At 53.8% G+C, this 19,713-nt stretch carries 22 protein-coding genes; 20 read left to right on the top strand and 2 right to left on the bottom strand.

The window, feature by feature from the left end:
• Window positions 1-70 precede the first annotated feature (70 nt).
• From map to G604_RS15470, 10 genes are all read left to right on the top strand, one after another.
• Complete coding sequence (map, locus tag G604_RS0102655) at window positions 71-937, top strand: type I methionyl aminopeptidase (RefSeq protein WP_028909195.1); 867 nt, start codon at window positions 71-73, stop codon at window positions 935-937.
• 3 nt (window positions 938-940) lie between these two features.
• Window positions 941-1,966 carry a tRNA (adenosine(37)-N6)-threonylcarbamoyltransferase complex transferase subunit TsaD gene (tsaD, locus tag G604_RS0102650; protein ID WP_028909194.1) on the top strand — a complete coding sequence of 342 codons (1,026 nt, stop codon included), beginning with the start codon at window positions 941-943 and terminating at the stop codon, window positions 1,964-1,966.
• A gap of 4 nt (window positions 1,967-1,970) precedes the next feature.
• Window positions 1,971-2,480, top strand: coding sequence for a CinA family protein (locus G604_RS0102645; protein ID WP_028909193.1), 510 nt, complete (start codon window positions 1,971-1,973; stop codon window positions 2,478-2,480).
• A gap of 123 nt (window positions 2,481-2,603) precedes the next feature.
• The gene (rpmB, locus tag G604_RS0102640) at window positions 2,604-2,867 is read left to right on the top strand and encodes a 50S ribosomal protein L28 (RefSeq protein WP_028909192.1); all 264 of its coding nucleotides are present in this window, start codon (window positions 2,604-2,606) and stop codon (window positions 2,865-2,867) included.
• Between the two features lie 5 nt (window positions 2,868-2,872).
• The gene (gene rpmG, locus G604_RS0102635) at window positions 2,873-3,061 is read left to right on the top strand and encodes a 50S ribosomal protein L33 (RefSeq protein ID WP_004340645.1); all 189 of its coding nucleotides are present in this window, start codon (window positions 2,873-2,875) and stop codon (window positions 3,059-3,061) included.
• A 26-nt stretch (window positions 3,062-3,087) separates the two neighbouring features.
• A complete protein-coding gene (locus G604_RS14965; RefSeq protein WP_081657620.1) occupies window positions 3,088-3,243 on the top strand; it encodes a DUF4295 domain-containing protein in 156 nt (51 codons plus the stop codon).
• Window positions 3,244-3,416: 173 nt separating this feature from the next.
• Window positions 3,417-4,373, top strand: coding sequence for a signal recognition particle-docking protein FtsY (gene ftsY / locus G604_RS0102625; RefSeq protein WP_028909191.1), 957 nt, complete (start codon window positions 3,417-3,419; stop codon window positions 4,371-4,373).
• Between the two features lie 33 nt (window positions 4,374-4,406).
• Window positions 4,407-5,705, top strand: a complete 1,299-nt coding sequence (gene rimO, locus G604_RS0102620; RefSeq protein WP_028909190.1) for a 30S ribosomal protein S12 methylthiotransferase RimO — start codon at window positions 4,407-4,409, stop codon at window positions 5,703-5,705.
• A 116-nt stretch (window positions 5,706-5,821) separates the two neighbouring features.
• On the top strand, window positions 5,822-6,163 hold the full coding sequence (locus G604_RS13320; protein ID WP_051220176.1) for an HU family DNA-binding protein: 342 nt from the start codon (window positions 5,822-5,824) through the stop codon (window positions 6,161-6,163).
• Window positions 6,150-7,442 carry an HU family DNA-binding protein gene (locus tag G604_RS15470; RefSeq protein WP_036904407.1) on the top strand — a complete coding sequence of 431 codons (1,293 nt, stop codon included), beginning with the start codon at window positions 6,150-6,152 and terminating at the stop codon, window positions 7,440-7,442. Before G604_RS13320 ends, G604_RS15470 begins: the two co-directional genes overlap by 14 nt.
• Window positions 7,443-7,665: 223 nt before the next feature.
• Here the strand turns inward: G604_RS15470 and G604_RS0102605 are convergent, their stop codons facing one another.
• The gene (locus G604_RS0102605) at window positions 7,666-8,496 is read right to left on the bottom strand and encodes a hypothetical protein (RefSeq protein WP_028909188.1); all 831 of its coding nucleotides are present in this window, start codon (window positions 8,494-8,496) and stop codon (window positions 7,666-7,668) included.
• Window positions 8,497-8,650: 154 nt separating this feature from the next.
• Here G604_RS0102605 and G604_RS0102595 point away from each other — a divergent pair, with 154 nt between their 5' ends.
• The 8 genes from G604_RS0102595 to G604_RS0102560 all read left to right on the top strand — a co-directional run bounded on the left by G604_RS0102595 (window position 8,651) and on the right by G604_RS0102560 (window position 16,010).
• Window positions 8,651-9,913 (top strand): replication-associated recombination protein A, encoded by a 1,263-nt coding sequence (locus G604_RS0102595; protein ID WP_028909187.1) that lies wholly within the window; start codon window positions 8,651-8,653, stop codon window positions 9,911-9,913.
• A gap of 120 nt (window positions 9,914-10,033) precedes the next feature.
• Window positions 10,034-10,990, top strand: a complete 957-nt coding sequence (locus G604_RS0102590) for a D-2-hydroxyacid dehydrogenase (protein ID WP_028909186.1) — start codon at window positions 10,034-10,036, stop codon at window positions 10,988-10,990.
• Window positions 10,990-11,640, top strand: coding sequence for a trimeric intracellular cation channel family protein (locus tag G604_RS0102585; RefSeq protein ID WP_028909185.1), 651 nt, complete (start codon window positions 10,990-10,992; stop codon window positions 11,638-11,640). The genes G604_RS0102590 and G604_RS0102585 overlap by 1 nt, the downstream gene beginning before the upstream one ends.
• A gap of 156 nt (window positions 11,641-11,796) precedes the next feature.
• Complete coding sequence (locus G604_RS0102580) at window positions 11,797-12,084, top strand: winged helix-turn-helix domain-containing protein (protein ID WP_028909184.1); 288 nt, start codon at window positions 11,797-11,799, stop codon at window positions 12,082-12,084.
• A gap of 70 nt (window positions 12,085-12,154) precedes the next feature.
• Window positions 12,155-12,487, top strand: coding sequence for a hypothetical protein (locus G604_RS0102575; protein WP_028909183.1), 333 nt, complete (start codon window positions 12,155-12,157; stop codon window positions 12,485-12,487).
• Window positions 12,488-12,564: 77 nt separating this feature from the next.
• The gene (locus tag G604_RS0102570) at window positions 12,565-13,632 is read left to right on the top strand and encodes a mannose-1-phosphate guanylyltransferase (RefSeq protein WP_028909182.1); all 1,068 of its coding nucleotides are present in this window, start codon (window positions 12,565-12,567) and stop codon (window positions 13,630-13,632) included.
• A 27-nt stretch (window positions 13,633-13,659) separates the two neighbouring features.
• Window positions 13,660-14,754, top strand: a complete 1,095-nt coding sequence (gmd, locus tag G604_RS13315) for a GDP-mannose 4,6-dehydratase (RefSeq protein ID WP_051220174.1) — start codon at window positions 13,660-13,662, stop codon at window positions 14,752-14,754.
• Between the two features lie 44 nt (window positions 14,755-14,798).
• Window positions 14,799-16,010, top strand: coding sequence for a GDP-L-fucose synthase family protein (locus G604_RS0102560; protein ID WP_028909181.1), 1,212 nt, complete (start codon window positions 14,799-14,801; stop codon window positions 16,008-16,010).
• On the opposite strand, the gene G604_RS0102555 is transcribed toward G604_RS0102560, so the two are convergent.
• Window positions 16,007-17,062: an asparaginase gene (locus G604_RS0102555; protein ID WP_028909180.1), complete on the bottom strand. Its 1,056-nt coding sequence runs from the start codon at window positions 17,060-17,062 to the stop codon at window positions 16,007-16,009. The two genes, G604_RS0102560 and G604_RS0102555, sit on opposite strands and share 4 nt — an antisense overlap.
• A 149-nt stretch (window positions 17,063-17,211) precedes the next feature.
• On the opposite strand from G604_RS0102555, the gene uxaC reads away from it, so the two are divergent.
• Entirely contained in the window at window positions 17,212-18,615 is a 1,404-nt protein-coding gene (uxaC, locus tag G604_RS0102550; protein WP_028909179.1) for a glucuronate isomerase, read from the top strand.
• 287 nt (window positions 18,616-18,902) lie between these two features.
• Window positions 18,903-19,700 (top strand): polysaccharide biosynthesis/export family protein, encoded by a 798-nt coding sequence (locus G604_RS0102545; protein WP_028909178.1) that lies wholly within the window; start codon window positions 18,903-18,905, stop codon window positions 19,698-19,700.
• Window positions 19,701-19,713: the final 13 nt, after the last annotated feature.

The following is a 19,713-nucleotide window of genomic DNA, read 5'->3' as shown; positions in this document are numbered from 1 at the left end:
AAGATAAGGGATGATATGATGATCGGTCCCGAAAAATCAGTAATTTTGCAGCATATTTAAAATTTTAGATATGATTTTCAAGAAGAAAAGAAGATGGCACTGCCTTCCCGGTCAGGAGCCCACGGAGATGGACAAGAAGATTATGTACTGGGAGAACAAGGGCAAAGAGGTGCCGACACGTGAGATGGTGAAGACGCCGGAGCAGATCGAGGGCATCCGTATTGCCGGAAAGCTCAATACCGGTTGTCTCGATGCCGTTGCCGCCGCTATTCATCCGGGTATGAACACCCAGGAGATTGACGATATCTGTATGCAATATTGTGAGGACCACGGCTGTCACCCCTCCTGTCTCAACTATGAAGGATTCCCCAAGAGCGTATGTACGAGTATTAATGAGGTGGTCTGCCATGGTATTCCCAAGAAAGAGGACGTGCTGCAGGAAGGTGATATCGTGAATGTCGATATGACCCTCGACTACAACGGTTTCTTCGGTGACGCCTCCCGCATGTTCATCATCGGTGGCAAGACGACGCCGGAGAAGGAACAGCTCGTCCGAGTGACGAAAGAATGTCTGGAGATCGGAGCTGAGGCCGCCAAACCTTACTGCTTTGTCGGTGATATCGGCCATGCCATTCAGAAGCATGCCGAGAAATACCATTATGGTGTCGTCCGTGATCTCTGCGGTCATGGTGTCGGCCTGGCCATGCATGAGGAGCCCGATATCCTCCATTACGGTCATAAGGGCACGGGCATGCTCCTAGTTCCCGGTATGGTCTTCACCATTGAGCCGATGATCAACATGGGCACGTGGAAAGTATTCATTGATGCCGACGATCCTTACGGCTGGGAGGTTATCAGCGGTGACGAGAAGCCGAGCGCCCAGTGGGAGCATACCTTCCTCATGACGGAGACCGGCGTGGAAGTATTATCAGAATAAGTTATGGAAAATATATATATCTTAGGTATCGAGTCCTCATGTGACGATACCTCTGCCGCCGTCCTGCGCAATGGAGTCATCCTGAGCAATGTCACGGCATCGCAGGAGGTGCACCGCGCCTATGGCGGTGTCGTCCCTGAACTGGCCTCGCGGGCGCACCAGCAGAATGTCGTGCCCGTGGTCGACCAGGCCATCAAGCGTGCCGGTATCACGAAGGAACAACTGAGTGCCGTCGCCTTCACCCGTGGTCCCGGACTCATGGGCTCCCTCCTTGTGGGCGTGAGCTTCGCCAAGGGTTTTGCCCGTTCTCTGGATATCCCTCTCATCGATGTCAACCATCTGCAGGGACATGTTATGGCCCATTATATTAAGGAGAGCGATGACGACAACCACATGCCGCCGTTCCCCTTCATCTGTCTCCTCGTCAGTGGCGGCAACAGTCAGATCGTGAAGGTCAACGCCTATAATGATATGGAGGTCCTCGGACAGACCATCGACGATGCGGCCGGTGAGGCCATCGACAAATGCTCGAAGGTCATGGGCCTCGGCTATCCCGGCGGTCCGATCATCGACAAGCTCGCCCGTCAGGGCAATCCGCTGGCTTACAAGTTCAGTGAGCCTCATATCCCCGGTCTCGACTACAGTTTCTCGGGACTGAAGACGAGCTTCCTCTATAACCTACGCAAGTGGGTGGCTGAGGATCCCGACTTTGTGGAGCATCACAAGCAGGACCTCGCGGCCAGTCTGGAACATACCATCGTCGATATCCTGATGAAGAAGCTGCGCCTCGCCGTGAAGCAGACGGGCATCAAGCATGTTGCCGTGGCCGGTGGCGTGAGTGCCAACAACGGTCTGCGCAATGCCTTCCGCGAGCATGCCGCCAAGTATGGCTGGACGATCTACATCCCGAAGTTCAGTTACACCACGGATAATGCCGCGATGATCGCCTGTGTCGGTACGTTCAAGTACCGCGACAACGACTTCGCGCCCATCGACATCCCCGCTTTCTCTAAAGTAACATTCAAATAAATCTATGGAACTCGAAACAAAAATTCTTAGCAAACAGATACAGGAGATCCTCTATGAGTCCGGCAAGACCATCGGCACAGCCGAGAGCTGTACCGGCGGCCGCCTCGCCCAGGCGCTGATCTCCGTCCCCGGTGCCTCCAACTATTTCAAGGGTGGCATCGTTGCCTACACCTATGAGATCAAAGAGAAACTCCTCGGCGTGAGCCATCAGGTCCTCGAAGAGCAGACCGCCGTCTGCGAGGAGGTGGCCCGTGAACTGGTCCTCGGTGCCATTGACGCGCTGAATGTCGACTTCGCCATCTCCGCCACCGGCACTGCCGGTCCTACGGGCGGCACGAAGGAGATCCCCGTGGGCACCATCTGGCTCGGCTACGGCAGCAAGGACGACGTGCGTACGTTCAAGCTTACGGAGGACTTCGGCCGAGACATCAACCTCGCCATCGCCACGAACAAGAGTCTGCACCTTATCCTCGACTTCCTCCGCGAGAAATCGAAGGAATGGGACGTGAAGTAATAAAAAATCTTAAAATATAGACTTCCCTTTCTGTATGAGTTGGTTATCTCACAGAAAGTTTGTAATTTTGCACTCTGTTTGGAATAAGTATCTTTTAACGAATTAAAAATTTTTGAGATAGCAATGTCGAAAATTTGTCAGATTACAGGAAAGAAGGCACAGCTGGGTTGCAATGTGTCTCACTCAAAGCACCGTACGAAGAGAAGCTTTGATGTCAACCTCTTCAGCAAGAAATTCTACTATGTAGAAGAGAACTGCTGGATCAGCCTGAAGATCAGCGCTGCTGGCCTTCGTCTCATCAATAAGGTAGGCCTCGATGCTGCTCTCAAGCAGGCTGTCGCTAAAGGCTACTGCGATTGGAAGGATATTAAAGTAATAGGAGAATAATCATCATGGCTAAGAAAGCTAAAGGCAATAGAGTACAGGTTATCCTCGAGTGCACAGAGATGAAGAACTCTGGTCTGCCCGGTACAAGTCGTTATGTCACGACGAAGAACCGTAAGAACACGCCGGAGCGCCTCGAGTTGATGAAATACAATCCGATCCTGAAGAAGATGACTCTTCATAAGGAGATCAAGTAAAGAACGTTTTAATCAATCATTAAGATATGGCAAAGAAAGCGGTCGCTACCCTCCATGAAGGTTCATCGGATGGTCGCGCATATTCAAAGGTTATCAAGATGGTGAAGAGCCCGAAGACGGGCGCTTATGTCTTTGAGGAGCAGATGGTCCCCAACGAGGCTGTCAAGGATTTCTTCAAGTAAGCCATCTATCGCATTCTGAATCATTCAGAGATTACATAAGTTAGTCGTCGTGTCCTCGGACGCGACGACTTTTTTTTGTTGCCTTTTTTCACCTCGCTGCTCTTTTTTCTATTCGTTCCCTTCGGATATCTCAATATTTTTTTGTAGATTTGCAAAAAATAATAGACTACAGTATGGCATTATTTGGATTATTCGGAAAGAAGAAGAAGGAGACGCTCGACAAAGGTCTGGAGAAGACGAGTCAGAGTGTGTTCTCCAAGTTGGCTCGTGCCGTTGCCGGCAAGTCGAAGGTCGATGATGATGTCCTCGATGATCTGGAGGAGATCCTCATCACTTCAGATGTGGGCGTGGAGACGACGGTGAAGATCATCCACCGCATCGAGGACCGTGTGGCCCGTGACAAGTATGTCTCCACGGCGGAGCTCAATGATATTCTTCGCGATGAGATCGCCGCCCTGCTGGCGGAGAACCATAGTGACGACCATGACAACTGGGATCTGCCGTCGGATCATAAGCCGTATGTCATCCTCGTTGTCGGTGTCAACGGCGTGGGGAAGACGACGACCATAGGCAAACTCGCCTACCAGTTTAAGAAAGCCGGCAAGAAAGTCTATCTCGGTGCCGCCGATACCTTCCGTGCCGCTGCCGTCGAACAGATCAGTATCTGGGGCGAGCGTGTCGGCGTCCCCGTGGTGAAGCAGCAGATGGGTGCCGACCCGGCCTCCGTGGCTTTCGACACGCTGCAGAGTGCCAAGGCCAATGGCGCTGATGTCGTCCTCATCGATACCGCCGGTCGTCTGCACAACAAGGTCGGGCTAATGAACGAGTTGAAGAAGATCAAGGATGTCATGAAGAAGGTGCTGCCGCAGGCCCCCGATGAGGTGTTGCTCGTCCTCGACGGCAGTACGGGACAGAATGCCTTCGAACAGGCCAAGCAGTTCTCCCAGGTCACCTCTGTCGACAGTCTTGCCATCACGAAGCTCGACGGTACGGCCAAGGGTGGTGTCGTCATCGGCATCAGTGACCAGTTGAAGGTCCCCGTGAAATATATCGGCTTGGGCGAGGGTATGGAGGATCTCCAGCTCTTCAACAAGCGTGAGTTTGTGGACAGTCTTTTCAAGCATCAATAATCCCGTTGCCATTCCGTTTTCAGGGAAAACAATATGAAGAAGAATCAAGTAGATTTCGTCACCCTCGGGTGTTCGAAGAATCTCGTCGATACCGAGAGTCTCATGAAGCAGTTTGAGGCCAATGGATATCATTGCGTCCACGACAGCAAGAATCCTCAGGGAGAAATTGCCGTCATCAATACCTGTGGCTTCATCGAGGCGGCGAAGGAGGAGAGTATCAATACGATCCTGGAGTTTGTGGCCGCCAAGAAGGAAGGCCGTCTGAAGCGCCTCTATGTCATGGGCTGTCTGTCACAGCGTTATCAGAAAGAGCTGGAGCAGGAGATCCCGGAGGTCGATAAGTTCTATGGCAAGTTCAACTACAAGCAGCTCCTCAAGGACCTCGGCAAGGAGGATGTGGTGACGTGCGACGGCCTCCGTCATCTCACCACGCCCCATCATTATGCCTATATCAAGATTGCCGAGGGCTGTGACCGCCACTGTGCCTACTGCGCCATCCCCATCATGACGGGCCGTCATGTCAGCCGTCCCGAGGAGGATATCCTTCAGGAGGTCCGTGACCTCGTGACCCAGGGTGTCGTGGAGTTTCAGGTCATCGCCCAGGAGCTCACCTATTATGGCATCGACCTCGACGGCAAGCATCATATCGCCGAACTCATCAGTAAGATGGCCGATATCAAGGGCGTGAAATGGATCCGGTTGCATTATGCCTATCCGAACCAGTTCCCCCTCGAGCTCCTCGATGTCATGCGGGAGAAGAAGAATGTCTGCCGCTATCTCGATATCGCCTTGCAGCATATCAGTGACAACGTGCTGAGCCGCATGCACCGCCATGTCACGAAGGCCGAGACCATCGCGCTGCTGAAGACCATCCGCGAGCGCGTCCCCGGCATCCATATCCGTACGACCCTCATGGTCGGTTTCCCCGGTGAGACGGAGGAAGACTTCCGGGAACTGATGGATTTCGTCCGTGAGCAGCGTTTCGAGCGTATGGGTGCCTTCACCTATTCCGAGGAGGAGGGGACCTACAGCGCTGAACACTACAAGGATGACGTGCCGCAGGAGGTGAAGGACCGCCGCCTCGACGAGCTTATGGCCCTGCAACAGGATATCTCCGAGGAGATCGAGGCCGCGAAAGTCGGCAAGACGATGACGGTGATCATCGACCGCAAGGAGGGCCCGTGGTATATCGGCCGTACGGAGTTCTGCTCCCCCGATGTCGATCCAGAGGTCCTCATCCCCGCCGACGAGAAGCCGCTGCATGTCGGCCGCTTCTATCAGGCCAAGATCACGGGCAGCGAGGAGTTTGACCTCTATGCCACGGTGGTGTAGGCCTACTCTGACCCTTCCCGAAGGGGTGAACTTGCAAATGTTGAATGGCTTGCCGTCGGGTGCTTGCGCTTTGCAAGCGCAAGGAAGCGCAATACCGATGGATAGAAAAATAAACTATGAACAATAAGGAATTTATTGCCGCTCTAGCAGCAAAGACCGGATATACACAGGAGGACACGCAGAAACTCTGCACGACGCTCATCGATGCCCTTGCCGACGAGGTGGAGACATCGGGGGAGGTCGGCGTCACCGGTTTCGGTACCTTCGAGGTACGGAAACGGATGGAGCGTATCATCGTCAACCCGTCAACGAAACAGCGCATGCTCGTTCCGCCGAAACTCGTGCTGAACTTCCGTCCCGTGGCCTCCCTGAAAGAGAAGTTGAAGAACGGCGACGAAAATATCAAACCGGCAAGAACAAACCGAACAGGAAAGGAGGATACTGATGGCACACGCTGAACTCGTCGCCCTCGCCTCCCGCCTTGTGGAGAAGTATCATCTCTCAAAAGGTGATGCCGAAACGTTCGTGTCTGCTTTCTTCGATATCCTGCAGCAGGGGCTGAAGGACGATCGTATCGCAAAGGTCAAGAGCCTCGGCACCTTCAAGCTCATCACGGTGAAAGACCGGGAGAGCGTGGATGTCAATACGGGTGAGCGTATCGTCATCGAGGGACGGGATAAGATCTCGTTTACCCCCGACAAGATCCTCGCCGAACTCATCAACAAGCCCTTCGCCCAGTTTGATACCGTCGTTGTCAATGAGGGTGTCGACTTCTCCGGGATCGATAGGGAATATGAAGAGCAGGAAAGCACCGCAGAGGCTGCCCCCGCAGTTTCAGAGGAAGACCATGCTCACGCAGCATCTGTGCACGCTGCCGCTTCTACAGCTCCTGTTGACGGCAATGAATCCACTGCAGGGGCCGTCCCTTGTGGCGGCCCGTCGTCGGAACGACGAATCGCCCCTAAGGAACAACGAATGGAACCGGAACGAACGGCTGCCCCCGTGGAACCCACCGTGTCGGTTGCCCCCGCGGAACCCACCGCAGAGGCTGCTCCCGTGGAACCCACCGTGTCGGCTGCCCCCGCGGAACCCACCGCAGAGGCTGCCCCAGTGGCTTCCCGTCATTCCCTTTCCCGTTTCAGTTTTTATTTCTTCTGTGGCTCCTCCGTCGTCCTGCTCATCGGACTGATTTTCCTCAGTTTCCTCTATGGCCGTGTCGCCGGAGAGCGGGATAACCTGCAGGCGCAATTGGGAATGTTGAAGCAACAAGTCAGCATGATCCAAGCCAAGACCGGCCAGCCCTCTGCCCGGGAGGCGGCGCTACAAGCCAAGCGGCAGGCCGACAGTGTGGCTCTACTCCGTCAGCATCAGGCCATTGAGGCCGCAGCAAAGGGTGGGGCAGAGGCTGACGCCGCGACTGCAGGAAAAGCGGCCGGGGCTGCTGCCGGGGCGAAAGTTCCTGCGGCAAAAAAGGTTGCCGCCGCCGGGAAGGAACAGCCGGCCGCCAGCCCGTATGCCCAAGCCGGTGCCGCTGATCCCCGTGTCCGTACAGGTGCCTATGAGATTGTCGGTATCGACCATGTCGTCACGGTGAAGGCCGGACAGACCCTTCAGAGCATTTCCCGTTCCCATTTGGGTCCGGGCATGGAGTGTTATGTCGAGGCCATCAATGGCTCTTCCGCCGTCAAGGCCGGAGAAAAAGTCAAAATACCGAAATTACGACTGAAAAAGAAGTAGTATATTTCTGACAATGAGTAGGTGGCCGTCCTATTGCGGCCACGCAAGGGATTCATTCGTGAATATGTTGGATCAATGCGGATGCGTGGCCGCAACATGGCAGGCCACCTACCAGGCCCGGATATTTCATGAGAGAGTTAGCATACCACCATTTCCCCGGGTGGGGTCGCGTGGCGGCCCCCGTGGCATGGTGGATCATGATCAATCATGTCCCTACGATTTTTTAGTATTCCTCGTCATCGGAGATATCCTCGGCCTCGAGGTTAAGGTCCTCGGGATTCTCCTCATAGGTGGTGCGGTAACTCTCTTCGGTGAGCTTGTCGTCATCGAAGGTATCATCATCGTCCTCCTCATCATTATAGTGGTCGTCCTCCTCGGGGAGATCCTCCTCGTCGTCCTCCCCGCTGTCACCGAGGTCCTTCTTGTGCTTGGCTTCCTCATCCTCCTCTTCGAAGTCGACGAGATGGCGCTTGGTCAGTTCCGGTTTCTCCTTGGCGAAGATGGCCTCTATCCAGGTGCCCTTGGGAATCTCCAGCACCTCAAAGCCGTCGTTAACTTTCTTCTCATAGAGTCCGCCGGCCTTGTGGAGGCGGTCTTTGGGCAGGGTAGTGGTAGAGATGTCGAACCCGCTCTCAATGATGTCCTGGATGCTCTGCGGCAGACTCTCCCAGCCGCCGCCGAAGTTGCGGTCGAGGACTTCCATGAGTTTGGTGGCGGAGATATGGTGGATGTTCTCGTAGGTCAGGTCAGTGACCCGGAGGATGGGGCGCTTCTTCAGTGCCATCTTCTTCTTGCCGTTCTCGCCGTCCTCGAGCTTCATCTCGCCGACCTTGAAGCCACGGGCCTCATATTTCTTGATGACCTCGGGCTTGTCGACAGTGATGGGTTCTATCTCGAAGGCACTGCGGATGACATCCAGATAATGTCGCTGATTGTCTTTCAGATCAGCATCCTTTTCGGCTAGTTCCCAGAGGCGGAACACATCGTTCTCCTGAATATCCCACACATTGCTCTTGGTGAGCGTCTTGAGTGTTAATGTCTTTTCTTTTTTCATATGATAATTCTTCTTTTCTCCTGTTGTGATGCGGGAAAGGGATTGCCTTTCCTGCTTATGCGCTGCAAAAGTAAGTATAATCAGATGAAATTACAAATTTTTTCCCGAGTTTTTTTTGCGTATCTGAGAGATTATATTTAATTTTGTATTTGTAATGAGTGAACCATTAGCAGAAAGAATGCGTCCCCGCACGCTCGACGAGTATGTCGGCCAGCAACATCTGGTCGGTCCGGGGGCTGTGCTCCGTAAGATGATCGATGCGGGGCATATCTCCTCGTTTATCCTCTGGGGACCGCCGGGGGTGGGGAAGACGACGCTGGCGCAGATCATCGCCAACAAGTTGGAGACGCCGTTCTATACCCTCAGTGCCGTGACGAGCGGCGTGAAGGACGTGCGTGAGGTCATTCAGAAGGCCGCCGCGCACCGCTTCTTCAACACTCCTTCACCGATACTCTTCATCGATGAAATCCATCGTTTCTCCAAGAGTCAGCAGGACTCCCTCCTCGGGGCCGTGGAGAAGGGCACGGTGACGCTCATCGGTGCCACGACGGAGAATCCGTCCTTTGAGGTGATCCGTCCACTCCTCTCACGCTGTCAGCTCTATGTGCTGAAGTCGTTGGAGAAAGAGGATCTGCTGGAACTCCTCCATCGGGCGATCACGCAGGATGTGGAACTGAAGCAACGGCATATCGAACTGAAGGAGACGGGGGCGATCCTCCGCTATAGTGGTGGTGACGCCCGGAAACTGCTCAATATCCTCGAACTCGTTGTGGAGGCTGCCGGCAGCGGCGATGTCGTCATCACGGACGCGTTCGTGGAACAGCAGTTGCAGGCCAACCCGCTGGCCTACGACAAGGGCGGGGATATGCACTACGACATCATTTCCGCCTTCATCAAGAGTATCCGCGGCAGTGATCCCGACGCAGCCCTCTATTGGATGGCGCGGATGATCGAGGGTGGGGAGGATCCGCAGTTCATCGCCCGTCGTGTCGTCATCAGTGCTGCCGAGGATATCGGACTGGCCAATCCCAATGCCCTCCTCCTGGCCAATGCCGCCTTCGACGCGGTGATGAAGATCGGATGGCCCGAGGGGCGTATACCCCTTGCCGAGGCCGTGGTCTATCTTGCCACGAGTCCGAAGAGCAACTCCGCCTATCTCGGCATAGACAAGGCTCTGCAGTGCGTGCGCAAGACGGGCAACCAGCCCGTGCCCCTGCACCTGCGCAACGCGCCGACGAAGCTCATGGCCGACCTCGGTTATCATGACGGCTATCAATATCCCCATGATTTCCCCGGTCATTGGGTGCAGCAGCAGTATCTGCCCGACGGCCTGCAGAATGCGCATTTCTGGGAGCCCCAGCACAGTCCCGCCGAAGAGCAGCAGACGAAGCGGTGGAAGGGGTTCCGGGGGGAGTGACCCTCCGTAGGGTGCGGATGTTGAATGGCGTGCCGTCGTGTGCTTGCGCTTTGCAAGCGCAAGTTAGCGCAGAAGGATCTTGATTAGAAACAACTAAAAACAACAAGAAATATTTGAACTATGAAAATCGTAGAACTAGACAGTTATGCCGCCAATCCCGGTGATCTCTCCTGGGATGGCCTGAAGGCATTGGGTGAATTGACGCTCTATGACTATTCCCGCCCCGAAGAGGTCGTGGCGCGGGCCAAGGATGCGGATGCGGTCCTTATTAATAAGGTGAATATCACCGATGCGGTCATGGCCCAACTGCCGAAACTGAAATATATCGGTGTGCTGGCCACGGGATTCAATGTGGTGGATACCGCCGCCGCCAACCGCCGTGGCATCATCGTCACCAATATCCCCGCTTACAGCACGAACAGTGTCGTACAGATGGTCTTTGCCCATCTGCTCAATGCCACCAATCAGGTGGCTCATTATGCCGATGAGAACCGCAAGGGGCGCTGGAGCAAGAACCGCGACTTCTGCTACTGGGACACGCCGCTGGTGGAACTGGCGGGGAAGTCGATCGGTATCGTCGGACTCGGCCATATCGGCAGCCGTGTGGCACAACTGGCCCATGACTTCGGCATGGATGTCTCCGCGCTGACGAGTAAGAATGCTACCGAACTGCCCGAATATATCCGCAAGACAACCCTTGAGGGTCTGCTCTCGTCTTGTGATGTCGTTACTCTTCACTGTCCGCTGACGGCCGACAATAAAGGCATGATCAATGCCGAACGGCTGCAGCTCATGCACCCTGGAGCCATCCTTATCAATACGGGCCGCGGACCCCTCGTCGACGAGCAGGCCGTCGCCGATGCCCTTGAGGCCGGTACCCTCGGGGCCTATTGCGCCGACGTGATGACGGAGGAGCCGCCCCGTGCCGACAACCCGTTGCTCCGTCAGCCTCATGCCTATATCACGCCGCATATCGCCTGGGCCACGAAGGAGGCCCGGCAGCGGCTCCTGGATATCTGTGTGGCCAACCTGAAGGCTTTTGAGGCCGGTCAGCCCGTGAATGTCGTCAACCGATGATGAGCTATCCTGATCCCCATCTTGTCCATACACTGCAGCAGGTCATCGAGTTTGTCGGAACCCTCGCTTTCGCCATCTCCGGACTGCGTGCCGCCGCCAACCGCCATTACGACTGGTTCGGCGGTTTCGTCTGTGGCTTTGCCGTGGCCATCGGCGGCGGTACGATCCGTGACGTGATGCTCGGCGTGACACCCTTCTGGATGACCTCCGCCATCTATATCGAGTGTACGTTTCTGGCGCTGATCCTCGTTGTGGCCGGTAACCGGCTTACGAACAGGATGGACAACACCTGGCTCGTCTTTGACACCTTCGGCCTGGCTCTCTTCACCATCGCCGGCATTCAGAAGACAATTGCCTTGGGACATCCGTTCTGGGTGGCTGTCGTCATGGGGTGTATCACGGGGTCTGCCGGTGGTGTCATCCGCGATGTGCTGTTGAATCTCGAACCACTGATCTTCAAGAAAGAGATCTATGCCATGGCCAGCGTGGCCGGCGGTATGGCCTACTGGCTGCTCTACCACTGGCATGTGAACGTGGCGGTGACGGCTGCCGTGACGTTTGCCGTGGTCTGCCTGATCCGTTTCCTCGCCGTCAGATATCATATCTCGTTGCCGACGTTGCATGATGACCGGTCGGGGAATAAAAAATGATTGATATAAATCAAGAAAAAACGTTATTTTTTATAAATCGTCGAAAACGTGTAACTTTTTTGCGCTGAAAAGTTGACTATCTGTAAGAAAAATCGTAACTTTGCAGCAACAAAGTAGCATACGTTAGTAACATAGATATTAAGGTTTAGGAAAATTATGGTAGAAAAGAAAGAAACAAAGACCGCCACTCGTAAAACGACGGGTACTCGCAGGGCAGCAGCCCCGAAGAAAGCCGCAAAGGTTGTTGTCGCGCTGAACGCTGAGAATGTTGGTTTCAAGGCTGGTGATGTCTATCAGGCACTGGCAGCTTCTGAGAAGGCGCTGACGGTAGCAGAGATTGCCAAGGCTGCCAAGATCTCCGAGGAAGAGACACTGCTCGGTCTGGGCTGGCTCTTCAAGGAGGGTAAGATCAAGGACGAGGACAACAAGATCGTTCTCGCTTAACAAAACCCCGAAGAAATGAAGAAAAGGCCGCTGACCTGTGATCAGCGGCCTTTTTGGGCTGTCAGGAAAGATGTCTGTTTACGAACGTGAAATTTTCCGTGTGCTGCAGGAGGCGGGTCCTAAGGGATTGAAGGCCGGGAAAATAGCCCGTCATGTCTTCAATGCCTGTAATACCATGTTTGAGCCTGTTGATTTTCAGGATGTCCATGCTGCTGTCTGTCAGTATCTCCGACAGCAGAGCAAGAAGGCCGGGGGTACCGTCATCCGTACGGACGGGTGGGGCGTCTATCGCCTCAATGACCGCTGCCGTGAGGCCACGCAGCTGCTCCTTGATTTCTCCGGGAAAGAAGCGGAAGAACCAGCGAGAAAGGCTGAAGAGGATCGCTCGCTGAGCCTTTTTTGATTTTTTCTACCTCTTTTCTGTTTCTATATCATTTTTTTTTCTTACTTTTGTGGTCATTAAGAAAATAAGAGAAAAATATGGCGCGAAACAATAACCATGTTGTCATTATGGCGGGTGGAGTAGGCAGTCGCTTCTGGCCCATGAGCACCACGGAACATCCGAAACAGTTTATCGATGTGCTGGGTGTCGGCCGTAGTCTGCTCCAGTTGACCTACGACCGCTTTGAGGGGGTCTGTGATCCCGATCATGTGTGGGTAGTGACCAATAAGAAATACCGGGAGGAGGTCTGCCGGCAACTTCCCGAGATTCCCGGGCAGAATATTCTCACGGAGCCTTGCCGCAGAAATACGGCTCCCTGCATCGCTTATGTCAGTTGGCGCATAAAGGCGCTGGACCCCAAGGCGAATATCGTCGTCACGCCTTCCGACCATTTTGTACTCAACAATGTGGAGTTCCGTCGCATCATCCTCTCGTGTCTGAAGTTCACCTCTGAGACCGACTCCATCGTCACCCTTGGTATCAAGCCCACCCGTCCGGAGACGGGCTATGGCTATATCCAGGCTGATTTCGGTGCTGCCAGTCCGCGCAACAAGGAGATCTTCCGTGTGGACAGTTTCAAGGAGAAGCCCGATCTGCCTACGGCTACGCGTTATCTGAAGGAGAAGAACTATCTGTGGAACTCGGGTATCTTCATCTGGAGCGTAAGCACAATTGTCAATGCCTTCCGTGTCTACGAACCGGCGATGGCCAAGATCTTCGAGAGCCTGCTGCCCGTCTATGGCACGCCCGGGGAGCAGACGCAGATCGATCTGCTCTATCCCGAGTGCGACAATATCTCCGTCGACTATGCCATCATGGAGAAGGCTGAGGAGATCTTCGTCTGTCCTTCCGATTTCGGCTGGTCGGACCTTGGTACGTGGGGCTCTTTGCTCAATCAGGTTCATAAGGATCTTTATGGCAATGCCCTCATCGGACAGAATATCCAGGTCTATGATACGCGTAACACCATCATCCATACCACTCAGGAGAAACTGGTGGTCGTGGAAGGGCTTGACGGCTATATCGTGGCTGAGAAGGACGGTGTCCTGCTCATCTGTAAACTGTCGGAGGAGCAGCGTATCAAGCAGTTCAGAGGAGAAAAATAATTTATTCCTAAATATTATACGATCTTTATGGCAAGAAAAGTAGCCTTAATAACGGGTATTACCGGACAGGACGGAAGTTATCTGTCTGAATTTTTGTTGGCAAAGGGCTATGAGGTCCACGGCATCATCCGCCGGTCCTCCACCGATTACCGCGAGCGGATCATCCATCTCGAGGGACAGCCCCATTTCCATCTCCATTACGGCGACCTCAGTGACTCGATGTCGATCCTCGGCGTCCTCGGACAGGTGCGGCCTACGGAGATCTATAACCTCGCCGCGCAGAGTCATGTGCAGGTCAGTTTCGACTCGCCGGAGTATACGGCTGATGTGGATGCTGTCGGTGTCTTGAGAATCCTCGAGGCCGTCCGTCAGCTCGGTCTCACCGATACCTGCCGCATCTACCAGGCCTCTACCTCCGAGCTCTACGGAAAGGTCGAGGAGGTGCCGCAGAACGAGAATACGCCCTTCCATCCCTTCAGTCCCTATGCCGTGGCCAAACAGTATGGTTACTGGATCATCCGTGAATACCGTGACGCTTACCACATGTTCTGTTGCAACGGTATCCTCTTCAACCATGAGAGTGAGCGTCGTGGTGAGACCTTCGTAACGAGAAAGATCACCCTTGCCGCCGCACGTATCAAACAGGGCAAGCAGGACAAGCTCTACCTCGGCAATCTCTCGAGTCGCCGTGACTGGGGCTATGCCAAGGACTATGTGGAGTGCATGTGGCTCATCCTTCAGCATGACAAACCCGAGGACTTCGTCATTGCTACGGGCGTACAGCATACCGTCCGTGAGTTCGCCACTCTGGCCTTCCATGATGTCGGCATCGAGCTCGAATGGCAGGGTGAGGGCATCAACGAGAAGGGCATTGACAAGTCCACGGGCAAGGTCCTCGTGGAGGTCAGTCCAGATTTCTTCCGTCCCACCGATGTCGTCAACCTCTGGGGCGATCCCACGAAGGCCAAGGCTGAGTTGAAATGGAATCCTACGAAGACCAGTTTCGAGGAACTCGTACACCTTATGGTGGAGAGCGACATGCAGAAGGTCGCCGCCGATGACGCTGCCGCCAAGGTGCGTGTCAACCTCGAGGAATATTTGGAAAAAGGTATTGTAAAATAAAAAAAATAATCACCCCGCCATGAAAAAGGGCGGGGCTTTTTGTTATGGCTTTAGATAAGAACAGTAAGATTTATGTCGCCGGCCACCACGGACTGGTAGGCTCGGCTATCTGGAACAACCTCAAGAAGAGAGGTTACAACAACCTCGTCGGCCGCACCCACCGTGAGCTCGACCTCACGGATCAGGATGCCGTGAAGGCTTTCTTCGACGCCGAGCAGCCCGATGCCGTCGTCCTCGCCGCCGCCTTTGTTGGTGGTATCATGGCCAACTCCCTCTACCGCGCTGACTTCATCATGCAGAACATGAAGATGCAGTGCAATGTCATCAGCAACGCTTATTCCCATCATGTGAAGAAGCTCCTCTTCCTCGGTTCCACCTGTATCTATCCGAAGAACGCGCCGCAGCCGATGAAGGAGGATGCTCTGCTGACCTCTCCCTTGGAGTATACCAATGAGGAGTATGCCATTGCCAAGATTGCCGGACTGAAGATGTGCGAGAGCTACAACCTCCAGTATGGCACCAACTATATCGCTGTCATGCCGACGAACCTCTATGGTCCTAACGACAACTTCCATCTCGAGAACAGTCATGTGCTGCCCGCTATGATGCGTAAGATCTATCTCGCCAAGCTCATCCATGACAACGACTGGGATGCCATCCGCGTGGATATGGATAAGCGACCGATCAACCCGCCGGCAAAGTTGCAGGAACTCATCGGCGACGGTAATGTGGACGGAAAGAGTGATCAGGAGCGAATACTCAAGGCCCTCGCTTTCTATGGCATAGAGAATAATAAGGTGACGCTGTGGGGCGACGGCAGTCCGCTGCGTGAGTTCCTCTGGAGTGAGGATATGGCCGATGCCAGTGTACATGTGTTGCTTAATGTCGATTTCTCCGATATCATCGGCATTAAGAAATACTCCAGCGTCTTCTATGGCGTGAAGGCTGACGGCGTTGTCGACCGTAATAACTCTGATGGCCGCGGCGGTGCTATCCCATCGCTCGGTGAGATCCGCAACTGCCATATCAATGTCGGAACGGGAAAGGAACTGACCATCAAGGCCCTCTCGCAGCTCGTTGTCGACACGGTCGGCTTCACCGGTGAGGTGGCCTGGGACAAGACGAAGCCCAACGGTACGCCGCGCAAACTCATCGATGTCTCCAAGCTCCACAGCCTCGGCTGGCAACACAAGGTAGAGATTGAGGAGGGTGTCCGCAAACTCTATGAGTGGTACCAGGGAACGCTGAAAGGTTAAATTGTGATTTCCCCCGCAATGGACCGCGCCATCATGGTGCGGATCATGTGGGGATCGGAGTAGCGGGCCTGCAGGAACATCAACTTGGTAACGGCGGCCTCGACAGTGGAATCATAACCGCTGAGGACGCCGGCTTCTTTGAGTTGGTAGCCGGTATCATAACGCCCCATTTCAACGACGCCGCTGGCGCACTGACTGATATTGACGATCGTCACACCACGCTCCGTCACCTCCCGCAACAGGCGCAGCAACCACGGCTGCTGAGGCGCGTTGCCACTGCCGAAGGAACGCATCACGATACCGCGGATTTCCGTGGCCTCGAGGATGCGGCGGAAGATGCTCTCCTGGATGCCCGGGAAGAGGGAGAAGACGATGACATGGGGATCCATGGCGAAGTGAGGCATCATCTTCTTCGTGAAATCCGGTCGGAAGATATGATGCTGATGATAGTCGAAGTTGACACCGGCATCACAGAGATGAGGGTAGTTATAGGAGTCAAAAGCGGCGAATCCATCGGCCGCAACCTTCGTGGCACGGTTGCCGCGCAGCAGTTTTCCGTTGAAATAGATACACACTTCCGGGACCATCGGCGTGCCGTCGAGGTGGTGGGCATAAGCCAGTTCGATGCTCGTCAGCACATTCTCCTTGCCATCCGTGCGCAACTGGCCCATGGGCAGCTGCGATCCCGTGAGGATGACGGGCTTCGTGAGATTCTCCAGCATGAAGCTCAGCGCCGATGCCGTGTAGGCCATCGTGTCGGTACCATGAAGGATGACAAATCCGTCATAGTCGTTGTAACGGTCGTCGATAATCCTGACAATCTGGGCCCACTGCCGTGGTGCCATATCACTTGAGTCAATCGGTGGAGTAAACTGATATACATCGATTTCCGCGTTGACATATTTGAGTTCCGGCATGGCGTCGTGGAGATGGTTGAAGTCAAGGGGCTCCAAGGCTCCCGTGACAGGGTTGCGGCCCATGCCGATGGTGCCTCCCGTATAGATCAGGAGGACGTGATGGAGGTGCTTTGTGTTTGTTTCTTGATTCTGCATAGCTTTCGTTGCCTTCGTAATCGTTTTCGTAAAAACTGCATGCAAATATAACTTAAAAATTTCGTTCTGCCAAAAGATTTTGGTATATTTGCAACATAAAAATTCTACTTAGACAAATTATCAAAACATTCTAACAAAAATAATATACAATGAAACAGTTCATGGACGAAAACTTCCTGCTTGATACAGCTACCGCACAGGATTTGTATCATAATCACGCAGCGAAGATGCCGATTATCGATTACCATTGCCACCTCATCCCCGAGATGGTTGCCACCGATCACCATTTCAAGAGCATTACGGAGCTCTGGCTCGGCGGGGACCATTATAAATGGCGTGCCATGCGTACCAATGGCGTGCCGGAGAAATATTGTACGGGTACGGAGACGACGGACTGGGAGAAATTTGAGAAATGGGCTGAGACCGTCCCTTATACCTTCCGGAACCCGTTGTATCACTGGACGCATCTGGAACTGAAGACCGCCTTCGGTATCACGAAGCTCCTCTCTCCGAAGACGGCCCGGGAGATCTATGATGAGTGCAACGAGAAACTGAAACTCCCCGAGTACAGCGCCCGTGGCCTCATGCGCCGCTATCATGTGGAGTGTGTCTGCACGACCGATGATCCCGTCGATGACCTCCACTGGCATAAGGTGACGCGAGAGAGCGGTTTCGAGATTAAGATGATCCCCGCTTGGCGTCCTGACAAAGCCATGAATATCGAGAAGCCGTACTTTGCCGACTACATGGGCAAACTCTCTGAGGTGAGCGGAGTTAGCATCTCTTCGTTCAAGGAAATGATAGATGCCCTCCAGAAGCGTCATGACTTCTTCCACGAGAATGGCTGCCGCCTCTCTGACCACGGTATTGAGGAGTTCTATGATGATCCTTATACGGATTCCCAGATCGAGACGGTCTTCTCCAAGGCCCTGCGTCGCATGCAGCTCTCCGACCAGGAGGTACGCCAGTACAAGCATGCTTTCCTGAAGGCTTGTGCCGAGATGGACTATGCTTCCGACTGGACGCAGCAGTATCACTATGGCGCTATCCGTGACAATAACACGCTGATGTATAACCAGCTCGGACCCGACACCGGCTTCGACTCTATCGGTGAGTTCAATACAGCCCGGGCCATGAGTCATTTCCTCAACGAACTGAATATGGAGCACCAACTCACGCGTACAATCCTCTATTGTCTCAATCCTTGTGCCAACGAGGTCATCGCCACGATGCTCGGAAACTTCCAGGACGGCTCCGAGCCCGGCAAGATCCAGTTTGGCAGCGGCTGGTGGTTCAACGACCAGCTCGACGGTATGACGCGTCAGATGAATGCCCTGAGCACCCTCGGCCTGCTGAGCCGTTTCGTGGGTATGCTCACCGACAGCCGCAGCTTCTTGAGCTATCCCCGTCATGAGTATTTCCGCCGCTTGCTCTGCAACCTTCTCGGTAATGACGTGGAGCGTGGACTGCTGCCCGACGACCATGAGGCCCTGGCCCGTATGGTGGAGGATATCAGTTACAACAATGCCCGCAGATATTTCAAGTTCTATTAATAAATTCCTTTCTCATTCTTGGGGGCGGCCTTGTGGCCGCCCCTATTTGTAGGGGCGGCTCTTGTGGCTGTCCCTTATTTGTAGGAGCGGCTCTTGTGGCCGTCCTTATTTCTATATGTTCGGCAGAATGTTGAATGGCCTGCCGTTGTGTGCTTGCGCTTTGCAAGCGCAAGGCAGCGCATCTGTCCCGCCCCTACTTTTTCTTCCAAAAACTTTCCCAAATATTTGCCATTTCAAAAAAATAGCTGTATTTTTGCAAAAATTTTAGGTTTTTGCTATTCAAAGCTATGAAGAAAATTATTTCTCTTGCGGTTGCCGCTTTGGCAATCATCCTCTCGCTTGGCAGTTGCAACAACGCTAAGCAGGTCGTTTATTGGCAAAACATTGACTCCGTCAACATCTCTAAGCCGATGCAGTGGGACGCGAAGATCATGCCCAAGGATATTTTGAGCATCGTGGTGAGAACCGTAACTTCTGAAGTAGCGCAACCTTTCAATTTCTATCAGCAGAATAGTAATACCGGTACGAGCATCACGGGCAATACTTACCAGACGAATCAGGGATATCTCGTGGACAATGATGGTAATATTCAGTTTCCGGTGATAGGAACGGTGCATGTGGCCGGACTGACCACGCATGAGTGTGAGGAAATGTTGAAAGCCAAGATAGCACCTTATCTGGCTAAAACGGAGAATCCCGTCGTACAGGTGCGTATGTCCAGTTATCATATCACCGTTATGGGAGAGGTAGCCTCTCCGGGCGTGAAATCCGTGCCGCAGGAGAAGATGAATATCGTCGAGGCCCTGGCAGAGAGCGGAGATATGACCCTTTATGGTAAGCGTAACAATATCTTGCTCATCCGGGAGAATGCGCAGGGACAGAAAGAGGTTCATCGGCTGAATATGAATGACGCGAATATTTTCAACTCTCCTTATTACTATCTTCAGCAGAATGACATCATCTATGTGCAACCGAATAAGTTGAGAACGAATACGGCCAGCACAAACCCGTCGGTGTCCTATATCTTCGGTATTGTCTCTTTTGCGGCCTCTATGGCTTCGCTCGTCGTCAATATCCTGAAGTAGGGTAGAAGTAAGT

Origin of the sequence: Prevotella sp. AGR2160 (assembly GCF_000424185.1) — a bacterium.
In the GTDB taxonomy this organism is placed as follows: Bacteria; Bacteroidota; Bacteroidia; order Bacteroidales; family Bacteroidaceae; genus Prevotella.
This window is presented reverse-complemented; position numbering and strand designations above follow the sequence as displayed.